The sequence below is a fragment of the Algibacter miyuki genome (assembly GCF_030409805.1).
Lineage (GTDB): Bacteria > Bacteroidota > Bacteroidia > Flavobacteriales > Flavobacteriaceae > Algibacter > Algibacter miyuki.
On the sequence record NZ_JAUFQP010000013.1, the window covers coordinates 553,474 to 574,054 of the forward strand.

Genomic DNA, 20,581 nt, shown 5'->3' on the forward strand with positions numbered 1-20,581 from the left:
TGACGCATTTCTCGATTTTTTTTCAGTTTTTTTGTATTGAAACTAGAGTGTTTTTAGGATTTATTTTAGATAAGTTGTTTATTTCATAGGTATTAGGTTTTTTATTCGGTTATAGTTATTTGATCGCCATTAATGGTGTAATTAATGTTATAAGTTGTTTTTAAATCTTTAAGCACTGCTTCTATGGCAGGTTGGGTACCTAAATTGGCATTGAATTTTTCTTTAGATAGCTTTAAATTATTATTAGAGATTTTAACATTATAGTGCCTTTCTAATTTTTTTAAGATATTCTCGAAAGTCATTTTTCTAAAAATAAGTTCATTTCGTATCCATGAAATATATTGGTCGGTTAAAACCTTCTCTTTAGAAACCGTTTTATGTTTTTTGTTGAAACTTGCTTTATGCCCCGGAGAAAGTAAAGTACCTTGCTTTATAAAATTCTCTTCATCATGATACAGACTAACAGAACCTTCCACTAGAACAACTTCTGCAACATCATCTTCTGGGTAGGCATTGATGTTAAATTGAGTGCCTAGAACTCTAATGTTTAGCTCGTCAGCATTTACTATAAATGGACGCTGAGAATCTTTCTTTACATTTAAATAAGCCTCGCCTGAAAGAAATATTTTTCTTTCTTGCCCTTTTAAAAATTTGACGGGGTATGTTAAAGATGAACCAGCATTGAGGTGTACCCCAGTGCTATCGGACAAAAGGAGGTTAAAGGTTTTTCCATAAGGCACTGTTAGTGTGTTGTAAGTCAGTTTCGTTGTCGAGTATCTAGAATAGTAAGCAAGTTCTTTTTTCTTTTGATTTCCAAGAAAGTTACCATGTTTATCAAATAGTTTAGTTGTTGCAGATTCATCTAAGACTTTCAATGTGCCATCTTGGAGCTCTAATGTAATTGTGTTACCTGGTATCTTATCATTTTTTTGGAATAGATAGACTAAGGTAATTAAACCAATAAATGTTGCTGCAATGGCCCCAAGGTATCTCCAAGATATTTTCTCAGCATTAACAGTTTTAGTTTCGCTGATTTTTAAAGAATTAGTGATGTTCTTTAGTAATCGAATTCTGGTTTGTTCTTTTTCCAATAAGTTCCAGAGATTCATTTTATTTTTCCCTTGAGCTTTATTGCAGAAGTAAAGTAAAAGTTCATTTTCTTTTTCGGAACAAATACCTTTTTCATGTTTGTCTAGTAAACTGAAGAATTCTTTTTTTGTCACAATTATCTTTTTATATTATCAAGACACAAAAAGGTAGGGAGGACTCACGTCTCAAATTCAGAAAAAAGGTTGAATTAACCTATTGGTAACATTAAATATAGAAGCTGTTAACTTTTAACTAAATATTCCAAAAAATTACTAAGAAATTTAAGGACTTTCGTAGTACACTTCTAAGTTCTTTCGAGGCTAGATATAATTGATTCTCTACACTTCGGTGGGAAATATTAAAAAAGTCAGCAATTTCAGTTATAGAATAATTTTGTAGCCTACTCATTATAAAAATTACTCTTCTTTTTTCGGGTAGGTGTGAAGCAGCATCTTCTATAAGAAAAGTTAAATCCTCTAGGTTTAACTTTTGTTCGCCTTCGGGTGTTAAACTCAATGTGCTTACAATTTGTTCATTTAGGGCTGAAAATTTATTATCTCTTATTTTAAGAAGTGCATTATTTCTAACAGCATTAAAAAGGTAATTTTTTAATCGTTCTATTTGAGTGGTTTCTCTATTTGTCCAAATTTTAATAAAAACTTCTTGTATGGTATCTTCGGTAAGTCCTTTGTCTTCTAGAATGTTTAATGCGTAATTGTAAAGCGGATGCCAGTATCTATTATATATCTGACGAAAAGCTAATTCGTTTCCTTCTTTTACAAGTATGAGAAGACTTGTGTCTGATATTTTTTCAAGATTTTTTGGTATCATTTAATTTTTGAGGGCGATGAGGTAATTACCCATATATCAGTTAAAATGATGAGAAAAGTTTGGTAATTGTTAACCATATGGGGGACTATCAAAATCATAGAGGGAATAAACCATTGGTGTTTTTAGTAAGACTCAGGCTTTAATGACAGGGTTCAATTCCTATGGTTTGTGCGGCGTCAAGCATTTCAGATAAGTTATCGGTTAAGACGAAGTCTACCCCTTTGTTGAGTAGTGCTAGGCCTTCTTTAGGGGTGTTACTGTAAAAATAGTTGATTTTTATTTTATTAGCTTTTAGTAGTTCAATATCCTTTAGCATATTTGTGTTGTCTCTCTTTTTCAAGAATTGCAGGGCTGTAAACTCATTTTGAATTGTAGTTTGAATATAGTTATTCCTGGAATGGGACCTCTCCATATTACAAATCATAATATTATTATTCAATTTTTTAACACCTTTAGCGATTTCGGTATTACATGCTATAATTGATTGATGCGTTCTACCCTTGTCTAAAATAATTTGGGCTACAGCTGTACCTAATTTCTTACCGCCTTTTAAATGAATGTTTAACCAGATGTTTTTTGGAAAAACATCAAGAACTTCTTCCAGTAAAGGGACTCTTTCTCCTTTGAATTTTTTAGATTTCCAGGTTCCTGCGTCAAGTTTTTTTATTTCATTCCATGTTAGATTTTCTACCAAGCCCGAACCATTTGTAGTTCGATCTACAGTTGCGTCGTGCATGATAATTAGTTTGTTGTCAATAGTCATTCTAACATCAAATTCAATCATATGGGCTCCTAAATGAACTGCTTCTTCAAATGCCGAGATGGTGTTTTCAGGATATAATTTGTTGGCTCCTCTGTGGGCACAAATACCTCTTTCGGGCATTATATAATCGTTTTTTTGTAAGGTGGTAGTTGTTGAGGAAATGTTTGAAATATGAGTACATAGAAAGCTAATAAGCGTAATTTTTAAGAAATGGATCATGAGCTTGTGTTAAATTTTTTTAGTGGTTGTATTAATTTATTTAATGAGGGGGGTAGCTAATATTGAAATTGTGTATACAATTATCTAATTCATAACGTTAGGTTCGAGTACATGTTTAAGGTCTCGAATGTACATCTTCTAATTGTTTATGAGAAAGCAGTATTGTTATTTATTTGTAAAATTTAAGTAAAGAATTTTGATGCGATAAATAATCATAATAGAATATGCCATTTTTTTAATGTTAAGACCTTTTAGGAAGAATCGTTGATGCATACTTTTAGTGGTAAGCAAGTTGTCGATTACGAATGATAATTTAGGGTGTGAAAATTATATTTCTGTTATTATAACAGGGGGGAGAGATAAGGCATTTCTAAGATTACGGCAGCTGTTAATTTGAATTAAATATCATAAAACTTAAGATATATCTTTAAGTGTTTTATAATAGCAGGATTTTCAGAAGAAAATATGAACAGGCAAAGTTGCGACGGTATCTCCTGAAAAATAAAATATAGTGTTCAAGCTATTTATTAACAGGGAGATGTTGTTTTTTTATTTTTTCGGTGGAGTTAGATGGTTAAGTTTAGTGATAGTTTATTTTAATAGGACTTTCATTAAATCGCGCTTTTTGTAATTCAAATGCGGCGGTTTCTCCAATGAGTTGGAAAATATGGCAGTGTTCTTTGAGATTGTCTTACCGTTTTTTATTCATTTTTATACTGTGTTGTCACCGTTTTTATTCCGATTATTAATTTTAAATATTTTCAATGATTTTATCAATCCACTTTTTTATTCTTTCAGCATTTACTAGTGCCGTTATTATTAGTAATGAAATCCCAAAAAACCATGGGTCTGAATATATTCTTTTAAATAGAGATTTCTTTTCGGGATTGTTATTAGGTGCTGGATTAGTTTTTTGTTTTATGGGACTTTTATCTAAAAAGAATATTGAATTAAAATACCGTTATTAGTTATGCTTTTATTTCCGTTTTCAATTTCGTTCAGATGTTTAATTCCGCTAAATTCAATTTTCGCAAGAGTGCATTCTCTTTTAAAATTATTACCATCTCCAAAACGAATATCAGTTCCACCGTTAAATGTGATATATTTTTCAGGTTTTTTCGATAATGAAGATAGTTTTATTCTTAATAGTTTTAAGTCAGAAATAAATTCAGATAAATCAATATATTCTCCATTATCATTATCTTTTAAATGTTTAAGTATTTTATATTCTAAAGTGTCTTTCATTTTTCAGAGTGTGATTGGTAAATGAGTTACAACTCCTCCCTATAATCAAACAGAAAAAGCCACTCCGAAAGCAAGATTCAAATTTAATAAATTTTAACTCACAAAATAGAAGGTATTAATTAACATAAAGTGTTTATAAACAGAAAACTTCAAAATTTCCTACTAAAAATTTGGATATTAGTGATACTAAAGTAATCTTTGCATTCACAAAGTTCAATAAACTTACTGAAATGTTATCAAGAAAGGTGGAGGGATAGACCCGCTGAAACCTTAGCAACCCTTTACACTTAGTAATGAAGGTGCTAAATTCTACTTAAATACCCGATTCATTTATCGGTGTTTGGATAGATAACGAACAAGAATTGCTTTCTGCAATTTTGAATCTTCTTATAACATTTTTCTATTAAGTACACTTTTTTAAAGTGAATTTGACTTTTTATTTAATCGCAAAAGCGGCAACCAATTAACTAAAAAATAAGAAAAATGAGCGATCACAAATTATCAACAAACGCATTACACGCAGGACACGACGTAAAAGCAAACGGCGGAACGCAAGCCGTGCCAATTTATCAAACATCATCGTATGTTTTTAACGATTCAGATCATGCAGCAAACCTGTTTTCATTAAAAGAACTAGGTTTTATTTATACCCGTTTAAACAATCCAACCAATCAAATTTTACAAGATCGTTTAGCGGCTGTAGAAGGTGGTGTTGGCGCTGTTGTTTTTGCATCGGGAACGGCAGCAATTGCAACCGGTTTATTAACACTTTTAAAAGCAGGAGACCATGTTGTGGCATCGAGTAGTTTATATGGCGGAACGTATAATTTACTGAATGTAACTTTACCTCGTTTAGGTATTACAACTACGTTTGTAGATGCTTCTAACCCAGAGAATTTTAAAACAGCAGTACAAGATAATACAAGAGCATTTTTTGTAGAATCTTTAGGAAATCCGAAATTGGATGTGTTAGATCTTGAAGCTATTGCAGTACATTCTAAAGCGGCAGGAGTGCCTTTTATTGTTGATAATACAGTAGCTACGCCAGTATTATTAAATCCTTTAAAGCATGGAGCCGATATTGTTATTCATTCTTTAACTAAATATATTGGCGGACAAGGAACTTCTTTAGGAGGTGCTATTGTTGACGGTGGAACGTTTAATTGGGCCAACGGAAAATTCCCAGAATTTACGGAACCTTCAGCAGGTTACCACGGATTAAAATACTACGAAACTTTAGGTGCGGCTTCTTATGTTTTTAAATTAATATTAGAAGGCTTACGTGATTTTGGTGGTGCTTTAAGTCCGTTTAATGCGTTTCAAATTATTCAAGGTTTAGAAACTTTACCAGTAAGAATAAAACAACACAGTGCAAATGCATTAGAGATTGCTAAATGGTTAGAATCTCAAGAGGAGATTGCTTGGGTAAACTATCCTGGTTTAGAAAGCAGTAAGTACAAAACTTTAGCAGATAAATATTTGCCTAAAGGACAAAGTGGTTTAGTCACTTTTGGGCATAAAGGTGGTTTTGAAGCGGCTAAGAAAATTGCCGATAACACCAAATTATTTTCATTACTTGCTAATATTGGAGATACCAAATCTTTAATTATTCATCCAGCAAGTACAACGCACCAACAATTGGATGAAGCGGCACAAGAATCTGCTGGAGTATCTAGTGATTTAGTACGTTTATCTATTGGTCTTGAAGATATCGAAGATTTAAAAGCAGATTTAACAGCGGCTTTTGCAACGATATAATTAGTAAAAGTGAAATAATATCCTGCAAGGTTTTGCGATCTTTCAGGAAACAAAATAAACAGACACGATTTTAAAAATGGTGTTGGTTAAATAAAAACTTAGTCGGTTTTAAAAACATAAAGAATTGAAGCACCCATTGCAACATATTACCATTAAAAATTATCGCACGGAAAGCGATGTGCTTAATGCGGAACTTAATTTAAGTTATCAAGTGTTTGGAAAACCACTCGGTAGCGCACCTATTGTGCTAATAAATCATGCCTTAACCGGAAACAGTGATGTGGCTGGCGAAAATGGTTGGTGGTTAGATTTAGTTGGTGATGATAAAGTAATCGACACAAAACTATACAGCGTTTTAGCATTCAATATTCCTGGAAATAGTTACGACGGCTTTGTTGTTGAAAATTACAAAGATTTTATAGCACGCGATGTCGCAAAAATATTTTTACTAGGATTAAAAGAACTTAATACCGGAAAACTTTTTGCAGCCGTTGGTGGTTCTTTAGGTGGTGGAATTGCTTGGGAAATGGCAGTTTTACAACCCGATTTCACCGAAAATTTGGTGGTTATCGCAACCGATTGGAAATCGACAGATTGGCTGATAGCAAATTGCCAGATTCAAGAACAGTTTTTAATCAATTCAAAAAATCCGGTGCACGATGCGCGAATGCACGCCATGTTATGTTACCGAACTCCGGAATCTTTTAAAGAGCGTTTTCATCGTTCTAAAAATGTAGATTTAGAGATATTTAATGTAGAAAGTTGGTTGTTGCATCACGGTAAGAAGTTGCAAGAACGTTTTCAACTTTCAGCTTATAAGTTAATGAATCAGTTGCTTAGAACAATTGATGTTACCAAAAACAGACCAGAAGACTTTAATGTCTTAGAAAATATTAAAGCGAATATCCATATTGTAGGTGTCGATTCCGATTTGTTTTTCACAGCAGAAGAAAATAGAGAAACGCACAAACAATTAGCATTAACCAACCCGAATGTTACGTACAACGAAATACATTCGGTACACGGTCATGATGCGTTTTTAATGGAATACGAGCAGTTAGAAAAAATTATAGAAGGCATTTTTGTGCCAGATTCAAAAAAGAAAAGAATGAAAGTATTAAAGTTTGGAGGCAAATCTTTAGGCAATGGCGAAGGATTGAATAATGTAATTAGCATTATTGAGAATAAAATAAATAATGGTGATAAAATTTCGGTTGTGGTTTCAGCGCGTGGCAATGCTACCGATGAATTAGAAGCTATTTTAAACCTTGCAGCAAAAGGCATAGACTATAAAGCACAATTTGAAACCTTTAAAAATTACCAAAAGGAACCTTTAAAAACCATCGATTTTACAGATGAATTTACGCTGCTTGATAAATTATTTGAAGGGGTAAGTTTACTAGGCGATTTTAGTGGGAAAATTAAAGATACCATTTTAGCACAAGGCGAATTGTTAGCCATTAAAATGGTTTCGGAATTACTGAATGAAAAAGACATAAAGTCAAATGCCGTAGATTCTAGAACACTTATAAAAACCGATGAAAACTTTGGGAATGCTATTCCTATAGCCAAAGTGTCTAAAGATAATGTAACGGCCTTTTTTAAAGCGCATAAAGATGCTGTAAACGTAATTACCGGTTTTATTGCGTCCAACTTAAAAGATGAAACGACTACTTTAGGTAGAAATGGAAGTAATTATACAGCGGCCTTAATTGCAAATTATTTAGATGCTGAAGAGTTACAAAATTATACACACGTAAACGGTATTTATACTGCAAATCCAGATTTGGTTGCCGATGCTCAAAAAATTAGAGAATTATCGTTTAGTGAAGCGAATGAGTTGGCCAACTTTGGAACCACCATTTTACATGCTAAAACCATAATTCCTTTAGTTGAAAAAAATATCAACTTACGTATTTTAAATACGTTTAACCCTGAAGATGAAGGGACTTTAATTACAGCAAAACCAAGCTCGAAAGAGGTAACATCGCTGTCTGTTTTGGATAATGTGGCGCTTTTAAACCTTGAAGGTCGTGGATTATTAGGAAAAAGTGGAGTAGATGCTCGAATTTTTAGAGCATTGAGTATTCACGATATTAGTGTGAGTATTATTTCGCAAGGATCGTCAGAACGTGGTATTGGTTTAATTATTAACGCCAGCCAAGCCACACAAGCGGTTATTGCTCTAGAACGTGAGTTTGAAAATGATTTCTATTCTCAGGATGTAAATAAAATTGATGTGGTAGACGATGTGTCTGTCATTTCTATTATTGGTATCGAGTTGAGTTCGTTCCATAAACCATTTAATGCGCTTATAAAAAACCAAATTACGCCGTTGTTATTTAACAATACCGTTACCGGAAGAAATATAAGTTTGGTGCTTAAAAAAGACCAATTGCATAAAGCGATGAATGTAATTCATGGTGAGATTTTTGGAATTTCTAAAAAGATAAACATTGCCATTTTTGGACACGGAGGTGTTGGAGGGGCATTGATTAATCAGATTTTAAAATCGAGAAGCGATATTGAAAAACGTAAAGCCATTAACTTAAATGTATTTGCTATAGCGAATTCTAAAAAGCAACTTTTAAGTAAAAATGGTGTCGAAACCAATTGGGAAGAGGCTATTAAAACGGTAGATACAGCAAGTTCTATTGAAGATATTATTGCTTTTGCTAAAGAAAATCATTTAGAAAATTTAATTGCTGTGGATAATACGGCAAGTCCGAATTTCTATCAAAACTATGTGCCTTTAATTGAGGCTGGTTTCGATTTGGTATCTTCTAATAAAATAGCAAACACCATTTCGCACGAGTTTTATAAAGATTTACGTGTTCAGTTAAAAGAGAATAAGAAACAATATTTATATGAAACAACGGTTGGCGCAGGGTTGCCGTTAATTGATACCATTAAATTATTGCACGAATCTGGTGAGAATATTACCAGAATCCGTGGGGTGTTCTCCGGAACGTTAAGCTATTTATTCAATAATTTTTCTGTTGAAAATAAACCGTTTAGTGAAATTATTCAGGAAACTATCGACAAAGGGTTTACAGAACCTGATCCGAGAGAAGATTTCTCTGGAAATGATGTGGCTAGAAAGTTATTAATTTTAGCTAGAGAGTTAGATTTGTATAATGAGTTTGAAGATGTTTCTGTACAGAATTTAATTCCAGAAGCGTATCAAAATATATCGGTAGAATCGTTTTTAGAACAGTTGGATGTTTTAAATGAACAATACCAAGCTATAAAAGATAAGCAAGAGCCAGGGCATGTATTGCGTTACATTGGTGATTTATCGGGAGATTTATCTCAAGATAAAGGCGTTTTGGAAGTGAAGCTCGTATCTATACCAAATGATAGTACGTTAGGACAAATAAAAGGTTCGGATGCTATTTTTGAAATATTTACTGAGAGTTATGGTGAGCAACCTATCGTGATTCAAGGTGCAGGAGCAGGAGCAGAGGTTACAGCGCGTGGTGTGTTTGGTGATATTTTACGATTGTCTAAGCATATTAATTAGGTTTGTTTTTTCATTTCCGCGAAGGCGGAAATCTAAAATCTGGCACACAAAAAAAAGCTTTGGTTTAAAACAAACCATAGCAGATAAGTGCATTAGGGATTGATGCGGCATCCTTTTTTGTTTTTCTCAAAAAAGATACAGCGGAAAGCCCGACCCGATAGGGGAATGCCCAAATAAAAATATTAAAAATAAATCTTTGAGGGTTTTACCTTTATTGAATAGTGAAAATACAATGAGCGAGAACAAAAAACATTTTGAAACAGAAGCGATACGCACACAGAGTGAAAACACACAATTTTCGGAGCATTCGGTACCTTTGTACTTAACGTCCGGATTTGTGTTTGAAGATTCTGAGGAGATGCGCGCGTCTTTTGCCGAAGAGAAACAACGTGATTTATATAGTAGATATAGCAATCCTAATGTAAACGAATTTGTAGATAAGGTTTGTAAAATGGAAGGTGCAGAGGCTGGTTTTGCTTTTGCAAGTGGTATGGCTGCTGTGTTTTCTACATTTGCAACGTTGTTGGATGCTGGAGACCATGTGGTGTCTTGTAGTTCTGTTTTTGGTGCTACGCATGGTTTGTTTACTAAGTATTTTCCGAAATGGAATATTGAATGTTCATATTTCAATATTAATGAAGTTGAAACTATAGAAAGTTTAATACAACCAAACACGAAATTTATTTATGCTGAAACGCCTACAAACCCTGGTGTTGATGTGTTGGATTTGGAGTTTTTAAGTGCTATTTGTAAAAAGCATAATTTATTGCTTGTTATAGATAACTGCTTTGCAACGCCGTATTTACAGCAACCTATAAAATTTGGTGCAGATTTGGTAATTCATTCGGCTACTAAATTAATGGATGGTCAAGGTCGTGTGCTAGGAGGCGTAACGGTTGGTAAAAAAGAATTAATTAGAGAAATTTACTTATTTTCGAGATTAACAGGGCCGTCTATGAGTCCGTTTAATGCTTGGGTGTTGTCTAAATCTTTAGAAACTTTAGCCATTAGAGTTGAAAGACATTGTGAAAATGCCTTAAAATTGGCTACATTTTTAGAGGCACATCCTAAAGTGACATGGGTAAAATATCCGTTTTTAAAATCGCATCCAAAACATGACATTGCTAAAAAGCAAATGAAAATGGGAGGAAGCATTGTGGCTTTTGAAGTTGAAGGCGGTATAGCAGGCGGGAAGGCCTTTTTTGATAGTATAAAAATGTGTTCGTTATCTGCTAATTTAGGAGATACCAGAACTATTGTAACCCACCCAGCAAGTACCACGCATGCTAAAGTTGAAGCATCGGTAAAGGCTGCAGCGGGTATTACAGATGGTATGGTGCGTTGCTCTTTAGGGTTAGAACATATTGATGATATTATTGCCGATATAGAGCAAGCTTTGGGATAGGGATATCATGAAGATGTTTTTAGTGTTGGTTTAATAAAAGTGAAAGTGCGATTTATTTGAATTTTTCGGTACGAACTTTGAGTCAATAGCATTGATTTTCGGACCTATTATGATATAAGTATGGTCTTTAGAAAATTAGAATTTGAATTATTTTAATGAATAACTATGAAATTATTAAACCTATTTTTCGCTTTTTTAGTATGTATAACAATATCTCACTGTTCGTCTAACGATAAAGGAGATGATGATGTTGTTGAAAAAGAAATACCAAAAGAAGAAGTCACTGAGGAAGAAAATAACGAGCCTAAAGGTTTGGATGCTAATTTAGCACCATCTGAAAACTTTGATTTATCTACATGGAATTTAAATATACCCATTAATGAAGGTGATGGCACATCTACCGACATTAGTGTGTCTCAGCTTAATAATAATTATGAGAATTCGAAGTTTTTTTATACCGCTACCGATGGTGGTATGGTTTTTAAATGTCCGATAGCGGGTTTTAAAACTTCAGAAGGCACAAGTTATACTCGTACCGAATTTCGCGAAATGTTACGTGGCACCAATACCGGTATAAAAACCCAAGGCGTTAATAAAAACAACTGGGTTTTTGGTTCAGCTCCAACGGCCGATATTAGTGCTGCTGCTGGTTTTGATGGTGAAATGAGCGCAACAGTTGCAGTAAATTATGTAACCACTACAGGAAATGACGGTCAGATAGGTCGTGTTATTGTTGGGCAAATTCACGCCAATGATGATGAACCCATTCGTATTTATTATAGAAAATTGAAAAATAATACCTTAGGTTCTATTTACTTTGCCCATGAACCGAGAGAAGGATATGGGGCAGAGCAATGGTATGATTTAATTGGGTCTAGAAGTAGTTCTGCCTCTAACCCGGAAGATGGTATTGCTTTAGGTGAAAAGTTTTCGTATAAAATTAAAGTGGTCAGTAATGCGTTAACGGTTACCATTTCTAGAGAAGGTAAGGCTGATGTTATAAAAACTATTGATATGGTGAACAGTGGTTACGATGAAGGTGGACAGTATATGTATTTTAAAGCAGGGGTTTACAATCAGAATAATACTGGAGATGCTGATGATTATGTGCAAGCCACATTTTATGAGCTTGAGAAAAGTCATTCCACAAAATAATACGAACTATTTCTAAAATAAGTATATTAGCAAATGCTTTCTAAAAAAACAAAATACGGACTAAAGGCGCTTACTTTCATTGCGAGAAATAAAGGTGAATTACCAGTTCAAGTTGGTGTTATTGCCAAGAGTGAAAATATTCCGCAGAAATTTTTAGAAGGCATTTTGCTGACTTTAAGAAAAGCAGGGATTCTAGGATCCAAAAAAGGAAAACACGGTGGTTATTATTTGCGCCAAGAACCTTCTGAAATAAAAATGACCGATGTTATGCGTGTTTTAGAAGGGCCTATCGCTATGGTGCCATGCGTGAGTTTAAATTTTTACGAAAAATGCGACGACTGTCCAGACGAGCACCAATGTAGCGTACATAAACTAATGATTATGGTGCGCGATAATACATTGAAAGTGCTTCGGAATAACACATTAGCTGATTTGTCTGGTGTGTAACTATTGATAACTTCATAAAATTAAAGCCTATTATTTTGACTTTTCTACATTTAAACTCAAAAACATTTAATTATTCTAAAAAAATGTTAATGAGTTGTTTGTAATGTAAATAAATGTCTTACATTTGTAATTCCTACTAAAACGGTAGGATTAATATAAAATAAGTCAAATGATAGCGCAAATGTTATTAAAAGGTAAAGAAAAGTCTACATATAAAGAGGATGCGGTAGGAGAAAAGCCAATTAGAAGTGTAGCAAAAGCATTAAGCTGGAGGTTTATTGGTACGTTAGATACGTTAATTGTTTCTTATGTTTTAACAGGAGAAATGACTATCGCAGCTTCGATAGCATCTGTTGATTTTTTAACGAAAATGGTATTGTACTTTTTCCATGAAAGACTTTGGAATTCTATTAAGTGGGGTAAATAATATATAGTAAAGCACGATGATAACAGAAAATCAAATAGAAGAATTAAATAAAGGCTTTGAAAAAGCAACACCAGCTGAAATTATTCAGAAAGCTTTTGAACTTAATACTAAAGCAGTTGTAACTACAAACTTTAGACCTTACGAGGCTGCTATTTTACATGCTGTAAATACGGTTAAAGCTAAAACGGCAGTAGTTTGGTGTGATACAGGTTACAATACACCACAAACATATAAGCATGCAGAACAAGTTATAAAAGACTTAGATTTAAACGTGTTCTTATATGTGCCAAAACAAACATCGTCTCATAGAGATGTGGTTATGGGAATTCCTAGTGTGGATGACCCAAAGCATGCTTTGTTTACAGAACAGGTGAAGTTAGAACCTTTTAAAAGGGCTATGGACGAGCATAAACCTGCAGTTTGGTTTACAAACTTGCGCCAAGGACAAACAGCATTTAGAAATAGCATTGGTATTTTTAGTTTAAGCAAGGATGGTGTTTTAAAGGTTAGTCCCTTTTATTTTTGGAGCGATGAAAAATTAGATAAATATTTGGAAGAAAATAATTTGCCAAATGAGTTTAAGTATTTCGATCCAACAAAAGCATTAGAAAACAGAGAGTGTGGTTTACACGCTTAAAAAAAAATAGAGTAAATGGTTACTGGTGTTTACTTCCAATAACCAATAACAATAATAAAGATTATGAATAAAGACACATCAAATATAAATTCGTTAGAAAACGAGGCTATATACATTATGAGAGAAGTGGCAGCGCAATTTGAAAAACCTGTGTTGTTATTTTCTGGAGGAAAAGATTCTATTACTTTGGTTAGATTGGCTGTTAAAGCTTTTTACCCAGCAAAAATTCCTTTTCCTTTAATGCATATAGACACGGGACACAATTTCCCTGAAACTATTGAATTTAGAGATCGTTTATGTAAAGAATTAGGTTTAGAGCTAATTGTACGTAACGTTCAAGATTCTATTGATGAAGGTAAAGTGAAAGAGGAATCTGGTCGTTATGCAAGTAGAAATATGTTGCAAACTACTACGCTTCTTGATGCTATCGAAGAATTTAAGTTTGATGCTTGTATTGGTGGTGCGCGTCGTGATGAAGAAAAAGCAAGAGCCAAAGAACGTATTTTTTCTGTTCGTGACGATTTTGGTCAATGGGATGAGAAAAACCAACGTCCGGAGTTATTCGATATGTTGAATGGTGATATTGAGCACGGACAAAACGTACGTGTATTCCCTATTTCTAACTGGACAGAATTGGATGTTTGGTCTTATATAGAACAAGAAAACATTGAAATACCATCAATATATTTTGCTCATAAACGTAAAGTATTCTTAAGAGATGGCATGATTTGGTCTGCAGAAGACGATGTTGTTTATAGAGATGAAAGTGAAGAAGTATTAGAAAAAATGGTTCGTTTTAGAACTGTTGGAGACATGAGTTGTACTGCAGCGGTATATTCAGATGCGGTTTCAATTTCTAAAGTTGTAGAAGAAATTAGAGATTCTACTATTTCTGAACGTGGCGCTAGAATCGATGATAAACGATCTGAAGGTGCTATGGAAAAACGTAAACAACAAGGGTATTTTTAGAATGGTTAATAGTTGGTGGTTATTAGTTAATGGTAGCCAATCAAAACTTAAAAGTTCAAAAATTATTAAAAAAAAATATGTTGTTGAAGTTTTATTGGAGATTTAGAGCAGTCTAATAACCAAAAACCAACAACCAATAACAACAAGAATGGAAGTATTAAAAATTGCAACAGCAGGAAGTGTAGACGACGGTAAAAGTACTTTAATCGGTCGCATCCTTTACGATACAAAATCATTAACTTCAGATAAGTTAAAAGCGATAGAAGACAAAAGTGAACAATTAGGGTATGATTACCTAGATTTTTCATTAGCGACAGATGGTTTAATGGCCGAGAGAGAACAAGGTATTACTATTGATGTAGCACATATCTATTTTTCAACTAAAAAGAAAAGTTACATTATAGCAGATACTCCTGGCCACGTAGAATATACACGTAACATGGTTACTGGAGCATCAACATCTCAAGCGTCTATTATATTAATCGATGCACGTAAAGGTGTTATAGAGCAAACTAATCGTCACTTTTTCATCAACAACTTGCTTAGAGTTAAAGATGTAGTAGTTGCTATTAATAAAATGGATTTAGTTGATTATTCAGAAGAGACTTATAATAAAATTAAGGCTGATTTTTCTGAATTAATGAGCAAAAGAGATTACCAAGATCAAAAAATAACATTCATTCCTGTAAGTGCATTACAAGGTGATAATGTTGTAAACAAATCTGATAAAATGCCTTGGTATACAGGTGATGCTTTATTACAGCACTTAGAAGATTTGGATAAAAAAGATATCTACAATGTAGGTACACCACGTTTCCCTGTGCAGTATGTAATTCGTCCTAAAACTGAAGATTTTCACGATTTCAGAGGGTACGCAGGAAAAGTTTACGGTGGTGAACTAAGCGTTGGAGATGATATTATTGTTTTACCATCTAAAACAAGATCTAAAATTAAAGACATTTATTTCTACGACGAAAAGTACCAAACCGCTTCTAGACGTTCTTCTGTAACAATTACTTTAGAAAACGATATTAACGTATCTCGTGGAGACATGATTGTTAAAGAAAACGATTTGCCTACTATCGATAAACAATTTACAGCCAATGTATGTTGGATGGATTCTGATAATTTAACGGTTGGAGGTAAATACATTGTACAACACGGTGTTAATAAAGTATTAGCGAAGGTTGATAGAATTAACCACAAAATTAATCCTGATTATTCAGGAATAGATAAAGAAGCAACATCATTAGGTGTTAATGATATTGCGTCGGTTTCATTTAAATTAAACAAACCTATCTTTTTTGATCAATTCAAAAACCATAGAACAAACGGTTCGTTTATTTTAATTGATCCACAATCAAATAACACGGTTGGAGCTGGTTTTATCCAGTAACAAATAATAAAAAATATTTTTCTAATAAGAAAAAGGTCAGGTATATCATGCAAAGTTTTGAAACAGAAATAGAAAATCCAATAGTACAAAAGGATATCATTGAATTAGCCAATAAAATTGAGCTATTTAACAATGGTAAAATTGATGAAGAAAAATTTAGAAGTCTTCGTTTGGCTCGTGGCGTTTACGGCCAACGTCAAGAAGGGGTTCAAATGATTCGTATCAAGATCCCCTATGGAAAAATGAAAAGTAACCAATTACGTAGAATTGCTGATGTTTCAGATGAATATTCTCGTGGTCGTTTACACATTACAACCCGTCAAGATATCCAAATTCACTATGTAGATTTACAAAGAACGCCAGAACTTTGGGCTGAACTTGAAAAAGATGAGGTTACTGTACGTGAGGCCTGCGGAAACGTGGTAAGAAACGTAACGGCTTCGGAAACTGCTGGTATTGATGTTAACGAACTTTTTGATGTATCTCCTTATGCAGATGCGATTTTTAAATTCTTTTTACGTAACCCAATTTGTCAAGAAATGGGACGTAAATTTAAAGTGTCTTTCTCTAATACAGATGAAGATACGGGATTATCGTATTTACATGATATTGGTTTTATTGCTAAAGTAGAAAACGGTGTTCGTGGTTTTAAAGTGATGGTTGCTGGTGGATTAGGTTCTCAACCTCGCCATGCCGAAGAACTTTATAGCTTTTTACCTTCAGATAAAATTATTCCAGTAATGGAAGGGGTTTTAAGAGTTTTTGATCGTTACGGTGAACGTAAAAGTAGAGCTAAAGCACGTATGAAATTCCTTTTAAAGGATATTGGATTAGAGGCTTTTAAAGGGTTGATTGATGAAGAACAAAAAGCGATTGAATTTAAAACAGTAGCTATTGATGCTGATGCTTATGTAGCATCACAACCGGTTTCTGTTGAAGCACCACAAGTTGAAATTAAAGATCAAGCAGCGTTCGATTTATGGAAATCGACTAACCTTATCCCTCAAAAACAAGAAGGGTACGTTGCTATTGGTGTTAAAGTTTTATTGGGCGATTTTTATACAGATAAGGCACGTTTATTAGCTAATTTAATTGATAACTATGCTGCGGGTGAGGTACGTTTAACTTTACGTCAAAACATTGTAATTCCTTTTGTAAAAGAAGATTTAGTACCGTATTTTTATCAAGAATTAGAAAAATTAGGTTTTGTAGAAGCTGGATATAATAAGGCTGTAGATATTACGGCTTGTCCAGGTACAGATACTTGTAATTTAGGTATCGCAAGTAGTACCGGTATTTCGGTAGAATTAGAACGTATGATTACGGCAGAGTATCCACAATATTTACAAAATGAAGATCTTGTAATTAAAATTAGTGGTTGTATGAATGCTTGTGGTCAACACAATATGGCAAACATTGGTTTCCAAGGAATGACGGTTAGAACACCTGAAAAATTAGTAGCGCCTGCGTTACAAGTTTTATTAGGTGGTGGGAATTTAGGAAATGGAAATGCACTTTTTGCTGATAAAGTAGTAAAAGTACCAAGTAAAAGAGGTCCGGAAGCATTACGTCGAATTTTAAACGATTTTGAAGGAAATGCTAATGGAAAATCATTCGTAGATTATTATAAAGTAACAGGAGAACGTTATTTTTATGATTTATTAAACGATTTACAAGATGTAACTAACTTAACTCAAGACGATTTTATCGATTGGGGAGAAGAAGAAAAATACGTTAAAGAAATTGGAATTGGAGAATGTGCTGGTGTTGTTATCGATTTAATTGCAACATTATTCTTTGAAAGTGAAGAGAAAATAGAAAATGCTAAAGCTTCTTTTGAAGATGAGGTATATTCTAGCGCTATATATTACGCTTACCAATCGCTAGTTAATTCCGCGAAAGCGTTATTATTAGCTGAAAATAAAAAGACAAATACGCACGCTGGAATTGTTTCTCAGTTTGATGAGCTTTTTGTTGAAGGTGGTAAAATTGATTTAGGAACATCATTTTCAGAATTAATTTACGAAATCAATAAAAATGCACCAACTAAAGATTTTGCATTAAGCTATATTACAAATGCCGATAAGTTTTTAGCTGCTGTAAGAGCTTACAGAGAAGCAGAGCAAGCGAAAGCATAAGGATACTAAAAAGTAACAATGAGTTCGAAAACCCCAATATTAACCATAGTAGGTGCAGGTCCAGGAGACGAAGATTTAATTACTCTTAAAGCCATTAAGGCCATCGAGTCTGCAGATGTGATACTTTACGATGCACTTATTAATGAGGCTTTACTAAAATATGCTGCGGCAGATGCCGAACTTATTTTTGTAGGTAAACGTAGAGGGTGTTATGCTTTTCAGCAAGATCAAATAAACGATCTTATTGTATCTAAAGCTAAAGAGAAAGGGTATGTGGTACGCTTAAAAGGCGGCGATCCTTTTATTTTTGGTCGAGGTGCCGAAGAGATTGATTATGTGAGACAATTTGGATTAGAAACTTATGTTGTTCCTGGTATTTCTTCATCCATGGCCGTGCCAGCTTATCAAGGTATTCCGTTAACAAAACGAGGATCTTCAGAGAGTTTCTGGGTTATTACTGGAACCACTAAAAAACATCAGTTATCTGGCGATGTGGCTTTGGCTGCAAAATCTTCGGCAACAGTTGTTATTTTAATGGGGATGGGGAAATTGAGTGAAATTGTTCGCATTTTTTCAGAAGAAAATAAACAGGATGTTGCAGTCGCTATTATTCAAAATGGTACTAGAGATAATGAAAACGTAGGCATTGGTACTATAAGTTCAATTGAAAGTATAGTGGCAGAAAAACAATTAGCAAACCCTGCTATTATTGTTATTGGCGATGTGGTAAAGGAACGTGCTGTATTATCATCGGTTTTAGAAACGGTTAATAAAAATAAGTAATATGCTAGATGAAGCGGATAAAATAAAGACGTCGAGTTTAGTAGAAAAGGAAAGGAATAATTTATATCCTATTTTTTTAAAAACAAAAAGTTTAAATGTACTTATTGTTGGTGGCGGACATGTTGCTGAAGAAAAATTAACCTTCTTATTAAAATCGAGTCCAGATGCTCATGTTACAATGGTGTCTCCAATGTTTCGCGAAGGCACTATAAAACTTGCAAAAACAGGTTGTGTAACATTAGTTGAAGATAGTTATAAAAAAAAGTATATTATTGGCAAGCATATGGTGGTTGCTACGACAGATATACCGGAAGTAAATGTTCAAGTTTGGAAAGACTGTAGAGCAGAATCTAAATTAGTTAACGTTGCCGATAATCCGCCGTATTGCGATTTTTATATGGGTGGTATTGTAACTAAAGGAAATGTGAAAGTGGCGATTTCTACTAACGGAAAATCACCTACCACAGCAAAACGTTTGCGTCAATTTTTTGAGGATGTTATTCCTGAAAACGTAGACGATTTAGTTAAAAATTTAAACGAGTTTAGAAAAACTATTAAAGGTGATTTTGAACAAAAAGTGGAAACGTTAAACGAATTCACAAAAGGACTAATAGAAAAAAAAGAGTAAAATTATATATAAAGCATAGTAAAAATGATTAAAACAGATATACTAATAATTGGCGCGGGGCCAACAGGTTTATTTACAGTATTCGAAGCTGGATTATTAAAATTGAAATGTCATTTAATTGACGCGTTACCACAGCCTGGTGGGCAGTGTTCAGAATTGTATCCTAAAAAACCAATTTATGATATTCCTGGATTTCCAGAGATTTTAGCTGGAGATTTAACTAAAAATTTATTAGAACAGGCAAAACAATTTGAACCTGGTTTTACTTTAGGAGAACGCGCCGATACTGTTGAAAAGCAAGAAGATGGTACTTTTATTGTAACTACAAATAAAGGAACAAAACACCAAGCACCAGTGGTTGCTATTGCTAGTGGTTTAGGTAGTTTTGAGCCTAGAAAGCCACAACTTGAAAACCTTTCGAAGTTTGAAGATAAAGGTGTTGAGTATATGATTAAAGAACCAGAAGTGTATCGTGATAAAAAAGTGATCATTGCTGGTGGTGGAGATTCTGCATTAGATTGGTCTATATTTTTAGCCGACATAGCAGAAAGTGTTACTTTAATACATAGACGTAATGAATTTAGAGGCCATTTAGATTCAGTTGAAAAAGTTCAAGAACTAAAAGATGCTGGAAAAATAAACCTTATTACACCTGCAGAAGTTACCGATATCTTAGGTGATGGTAAAGTTGAAGCGATAGAAATAACTAAAAAGGACGAAGAACCTTTTACTTTAGAAACCGATCATTTTATTCCTTTATTTGGGCTTTCACCTAAATTAGGACCTATTGCAAATTGGGGATTAGAGATTGAAAAAAATGCAGTAAAAGTAAATAACGCCTTAGATTATCAAACTAATATTCCAGGTATATTTGCAATTGGAGATGGTAATTTTTACCCAGGTAAATTAAAATTAATACTTTGTGGTTTCCATGAAGCAACTATTATGTGTCAGGCGGCATATAAAATTATACATCCAGGAAAGAAAAATGTTTTAAAATACACTACAGTTTCTGGTGTGGATGGTTTTGATGGAACTCGTAAAGAAGCTCCTAAAGCCGTAGTTCAAGCTATTAATTAATAATGATTTTGGCCATATTTTTGGTCCAAGTATTATCAAATAAAGCATTCAATCCTACAAGGTTTTTTTAATACTTTGTAGGATTTAA

The 20,581-nt window shown here is 33.6% G+C and carries 17 protein-coding genes and 1 riboswitch; of the genes, 13 read left to right on the forward strand and 4 right to left on the reverse strand.

Annotated features, from left to right (window positions below; all coding sequences use genetic code 11):
• Positions 1–101: 101 nt before the first annotated feature.
• From QWY92_RS14690 to QWY92_RS14705, 4 genes are all read right to left on the reverse strand, one after another.
• A complete protein-coding gene (locus tag QWY92_RS14690; protein ID WP_290272579.1) occupies positions 102–1,223 on the reverse strand; it encodes a FecR family protein in 1,122 nt (373 codons plus the stop codon).
• Between the two features lie 118 nt (positions 1,224–1,341).
• Positions 1,342–1,920, reverse strand: coding sequence for an RNA polymerase sigma factor (locus tag QWY92_RS14695; RefSeq protein WP_290272581.1), 579 nt, complete (start codon positions 1,918–1,920; stop codon positions 1,342–1,344).
• Between the two features lie 139 nt (positions 1,921–2,059).
• Positions 2,060–2,803 carry a glycerophosphodiester phosphodiesterase gene (locus QWY92_RS14700; RefSeq protein ID WP_290272582.1) on the reverse strand — a complete coding sequence of 248 codons (744 nt, stop codon included), beginning with the start codon at positions 2,801–2,803 and terminating at the stop codon, positions 2,060–2,062.
• 1,032 nt (positions 2,804–3,835) lie between these two features.
• A complete protein-coding gene (locus QWY92_RS14705; RefSeq protein ID WP_290272583.1) occupies positions 3,836–4,147 on the reverse strand; it encodes a hypothetical protein in 312 nt (103 codons plus the stop codon).
• Between the two features lie 230 nt (positions 4,148–4,377).
• Positions 4,378–4,502: riboswitch (SAM riboswitch) on the forward strand.
• 128 nt (positions 4,503–4,630) lie between these two features.
• On the opposite strand from QWY92_RS14705, the gene QWY92_RS14710 reads away from it, so the two are divergent.
• From QWY92_RS14710 to QWY92_RS14770, 13 genes are all read left to right on the forward strand, one after another.
• On the forward strand, positions 4,631–5,905 hold the full coding sequence (locus QWY92_RS14710; protein WP_290272584.1) for an O-acetylhomoserine aminocarboxypropyltransferase/cysteine synthase family protein: 1,275 nt from the start codon (positions 4,631–4,633) through the stop codon (positions 5,903–5,905).
• Between the two features lie 124 nt (positions 5,906–6,029).
• Positions 6,030–9,428, forward strand: coding sequence for a bifunctional aspartate kinase/homoserine dehydrogenase I (gene thrA / locus QWY92_RS14715; RefSeq protein ID WP_290272585.1), 3,399 nt, complete (start codon positions 6,030–6,032; stop codon positions 9,426–9,428).
• 232 nt (positions 9,429–9,660) lie between these two features.
• On the forward strand, positions 9,661–10,833 hold the full coding sequence (locus tag QWY92_RS14720) for a trans-sulfuration enzyme family protein (protein ID WP_290272586.1): 1,173 nt from the start codon (positions 9,661–9,663) through the stop codon (positions 10,831–10,833).
• A 165-nt stretch (positions 10,834–10,998) separates the two neighbouring features.
• Entirely contained in the window at positions 10,999–11,988 is a 990-nt protein-coding gene (locus tag QWY92_RS14725; protein ID WP_290272587.1) for a polysaccharide lyase family 7 protein, read from the forward strand.
• A 33-nt stretch (positions 11,989–12,021) separates the two neighbouring features.
• Entirely contained in the window at positions 12,022–12,435 is a 414-nt protein-coding gene (locus tag QWY92_RS14730; protein WP_290272588.1) for an RrF2 family transcriptional regulator, read from the forward strand.
• 169 nt (positions 12,436–12,604) lie between these two features.
• Positions 12,605–12,862 carry a DUF2061 domain-containing protein gene (locus QWY92_RS14735; protein WP_290272589.1) on the forward strand — a complete coding sequence of 86 codons (258 nt, stop codon included), beginning with the start codon at positions 12,605–12,607 and terminating at the stop codon, positions 12,860–12,862.
• Positions 12,863–12,878: 16 nt separating this feature from the next.
• Complete coding sequence (locus QWY92_RS14740; protein ID WP_290272590.1) at positions 12,879–13,499, forward strand: phosphoadenosine phosphosulfate reductase domain-containing protein; 621 nt, start codon at positions 12,879–12,881, stop codon at positions 13,497–13,499.
• A gap of 63 nt (positions 13,500–13,562) precedes the next feature.
• Positions 13,563–14,468, forward strand: coding sequence for a sulfate adenylyltransferase subunit CysD (cysD, locus tag QWY92_RS14745; protein WP_290272592.1), 906 nt, complete (start codon positions 13,563–13,565; stop codon positions 14,466–14,468).
• A gap of 148 nt (positions 14,469–14,616) precedes the next feature.
• Entirely contained in the window at positions 14,617–15,864 is a 1,248-nt protein-coding gene (locus QWY92_RS14750) for a sulfate adenylyltransferase subunit 1 (RefSeq protein WP_290272594.1), read from the forward strand.
• Positions 15,865–15,911: 47 nt separating this feature from the next.
• Entirely contained in the window at positions 15,912–18,002 is a 2,091-nt protein-coding gene (locus QWY92_RS14755) for a ferredoxin-like domain-containing protein (RefSeq protein WP_290272595.1), read from the forward strand.
• A gap of 18 nt (positions 18,003–18,020) precedes the next feature.
• Positions 18,021–18,785 carry a uroporphyrinogen-III C-methyltransferase gene (gene cobA / locus QWY92_RS14760; protein ID WP_290272596.1) on the forward strand — a complete coding sequence of 255 codons (765 nt, stop codon included), beginning with the start codon at positions 18,021–18,023 and terminating at the stop codon, positions 18,783–18,785.
• Between the two features lies 1 nt (position 18,786).
• Positions 18,787–19,413, forward strand: a complete 627-nt coding sequence (locus QWY92_RS14765; protein ID WP_290272598.1) for a precorrin-2 dehydrogenase/sirohydrochlorin ferrochelatase family protein — start codon at positions 18,787–18,789, stop codon at positions 19,411–19,413.
• Positions 19,414–19,437: 24 nt separating this feature from the next.
• The gene (locus tag QWY92_RS14770; protein WP_290272600.1) at positions 19,438–20,493 is read left to right on the forward strand and encodes an NAD(P)/FAD-dependent oxidoreductase; all 1,056 of its coding nucleotides are present in this window, start codon (positions 19,438–19,440) and stop codon (positions 20,491–20,493) included.
• The last annotated feature ends 88 nt before the right edge of the window (positions 20,494–20,581 follow it).

What these genes read in the sequence shown, in the direction of transcription:
- QWY92_RS14705 (WP_290272583.1), bottom strand. Translation starts at nt 4,147, where the DNA reads ATGAAAGACACTTTAGAATATAAAATACTTAAACATTTAAAAGATAAT.
- QWY92_RS14695 (WP_290272581.1), bottom strand. Translation starts at nt 1,920, where the DNA reads ATGATACCAAAAAATCTTGAAAAAATATCAGACACAAGTCTTCTCATA.
- QWY92_RS14725 (WP_290272587.1), top strand. Translation starts at nt 10,999, where the DNA reads ATGAAATTATTAAACCTATTTTTCGCTTTTTTAGTATGTATAACAATA.
- QWY92_RS14740 (WP_290272590.1), top strand. Translation starts at nt 12,879, where the DNA reads ATGATAACAGAAAATCAAATAGAAGAATTAAATAAAGGCTTTGAAAAA.
- QWY92_RS14750 (WP_290272594.1), top strand. Translation starts at nt 14,617, where the DNA reads ATGGAAGTATTAAAAATTGCAACAGCAGGAAGTGTAGACGACGGTAAA.
- QWY92_RS14735 (WP_290272589.1), top strand. Translation starts at nt 12,605, where the DNA reads ATGATAGCGCAAATGTTATTAAAAGGTAAAGAAAAGTCTACATATAAA.
- QWY92_RS14720 (WP_290272586.1), top strand. Translation starts at nt 9,661, where the DNA reads ATGAGCGAGAACAAAAAACATTTTGAAACAGAAGCGATACGCACACAG.
- QWY92_RS14765 (WP_290272598.1), top strand. Translation starts at nt 18,787, where the DNA reads ATGCTAGATGAAGCGGATAAAATAAAGACGTCGAGTTTAGTAGAAAAG.
- cobA (WP_290272596.1), top strand. Translation starts at nt 18,021, where the DNA reads ATGAGTTCGAAAACCCCAATATTAACCATAGTAGGTGCAGGTCCAGGA.
- cysD (WP_290272592.1), top strand. Translation starts at nt 13,563, where the DNA reads ATGAATAAAGACACATCAAATATAAATTCGTTAGAAAACGAGGCTATA.
- QWY92_RS14755 (WP_290272595.1), top strand. Translation starts at nt 15,912, where the DNA reads ATGCAAAGTTTTGAAACAGAAATAGAAAATCCAATAGTACAAAAGGAT.
- QWY92_RS14710 (WP_290272584.1), top strand. Translation starts at nt 4,631, where the DNA reads ATGAGCGATCACAAATTATCAACAAACGCATTACACGCAGGACACGAC.
- QWY92_RS14770 (WP_290272600.1), top strand. Translation starts at nt 19,438, where the DNA reads ATGATTAAAACAGATATACTAATAATTGGCGCGGGGCCAACAGGTTTA.
- QWY92_RS14730 (WP_290272588.1), top strand. Translation starts at nt 12,022, where the DNA reads ATGCTTTCTAAAAAAACAAAATACGGACTAAAGGCGCTTACTTTCATT.
- QWY92_RS14700 (WP_290272582.1), bottom strand. Translation starts at nt 2,803, where the DNA reads ATGCCCGAAAGAGGTATTTGTGCCCACAGAGGAGCCAACAAATTATAT.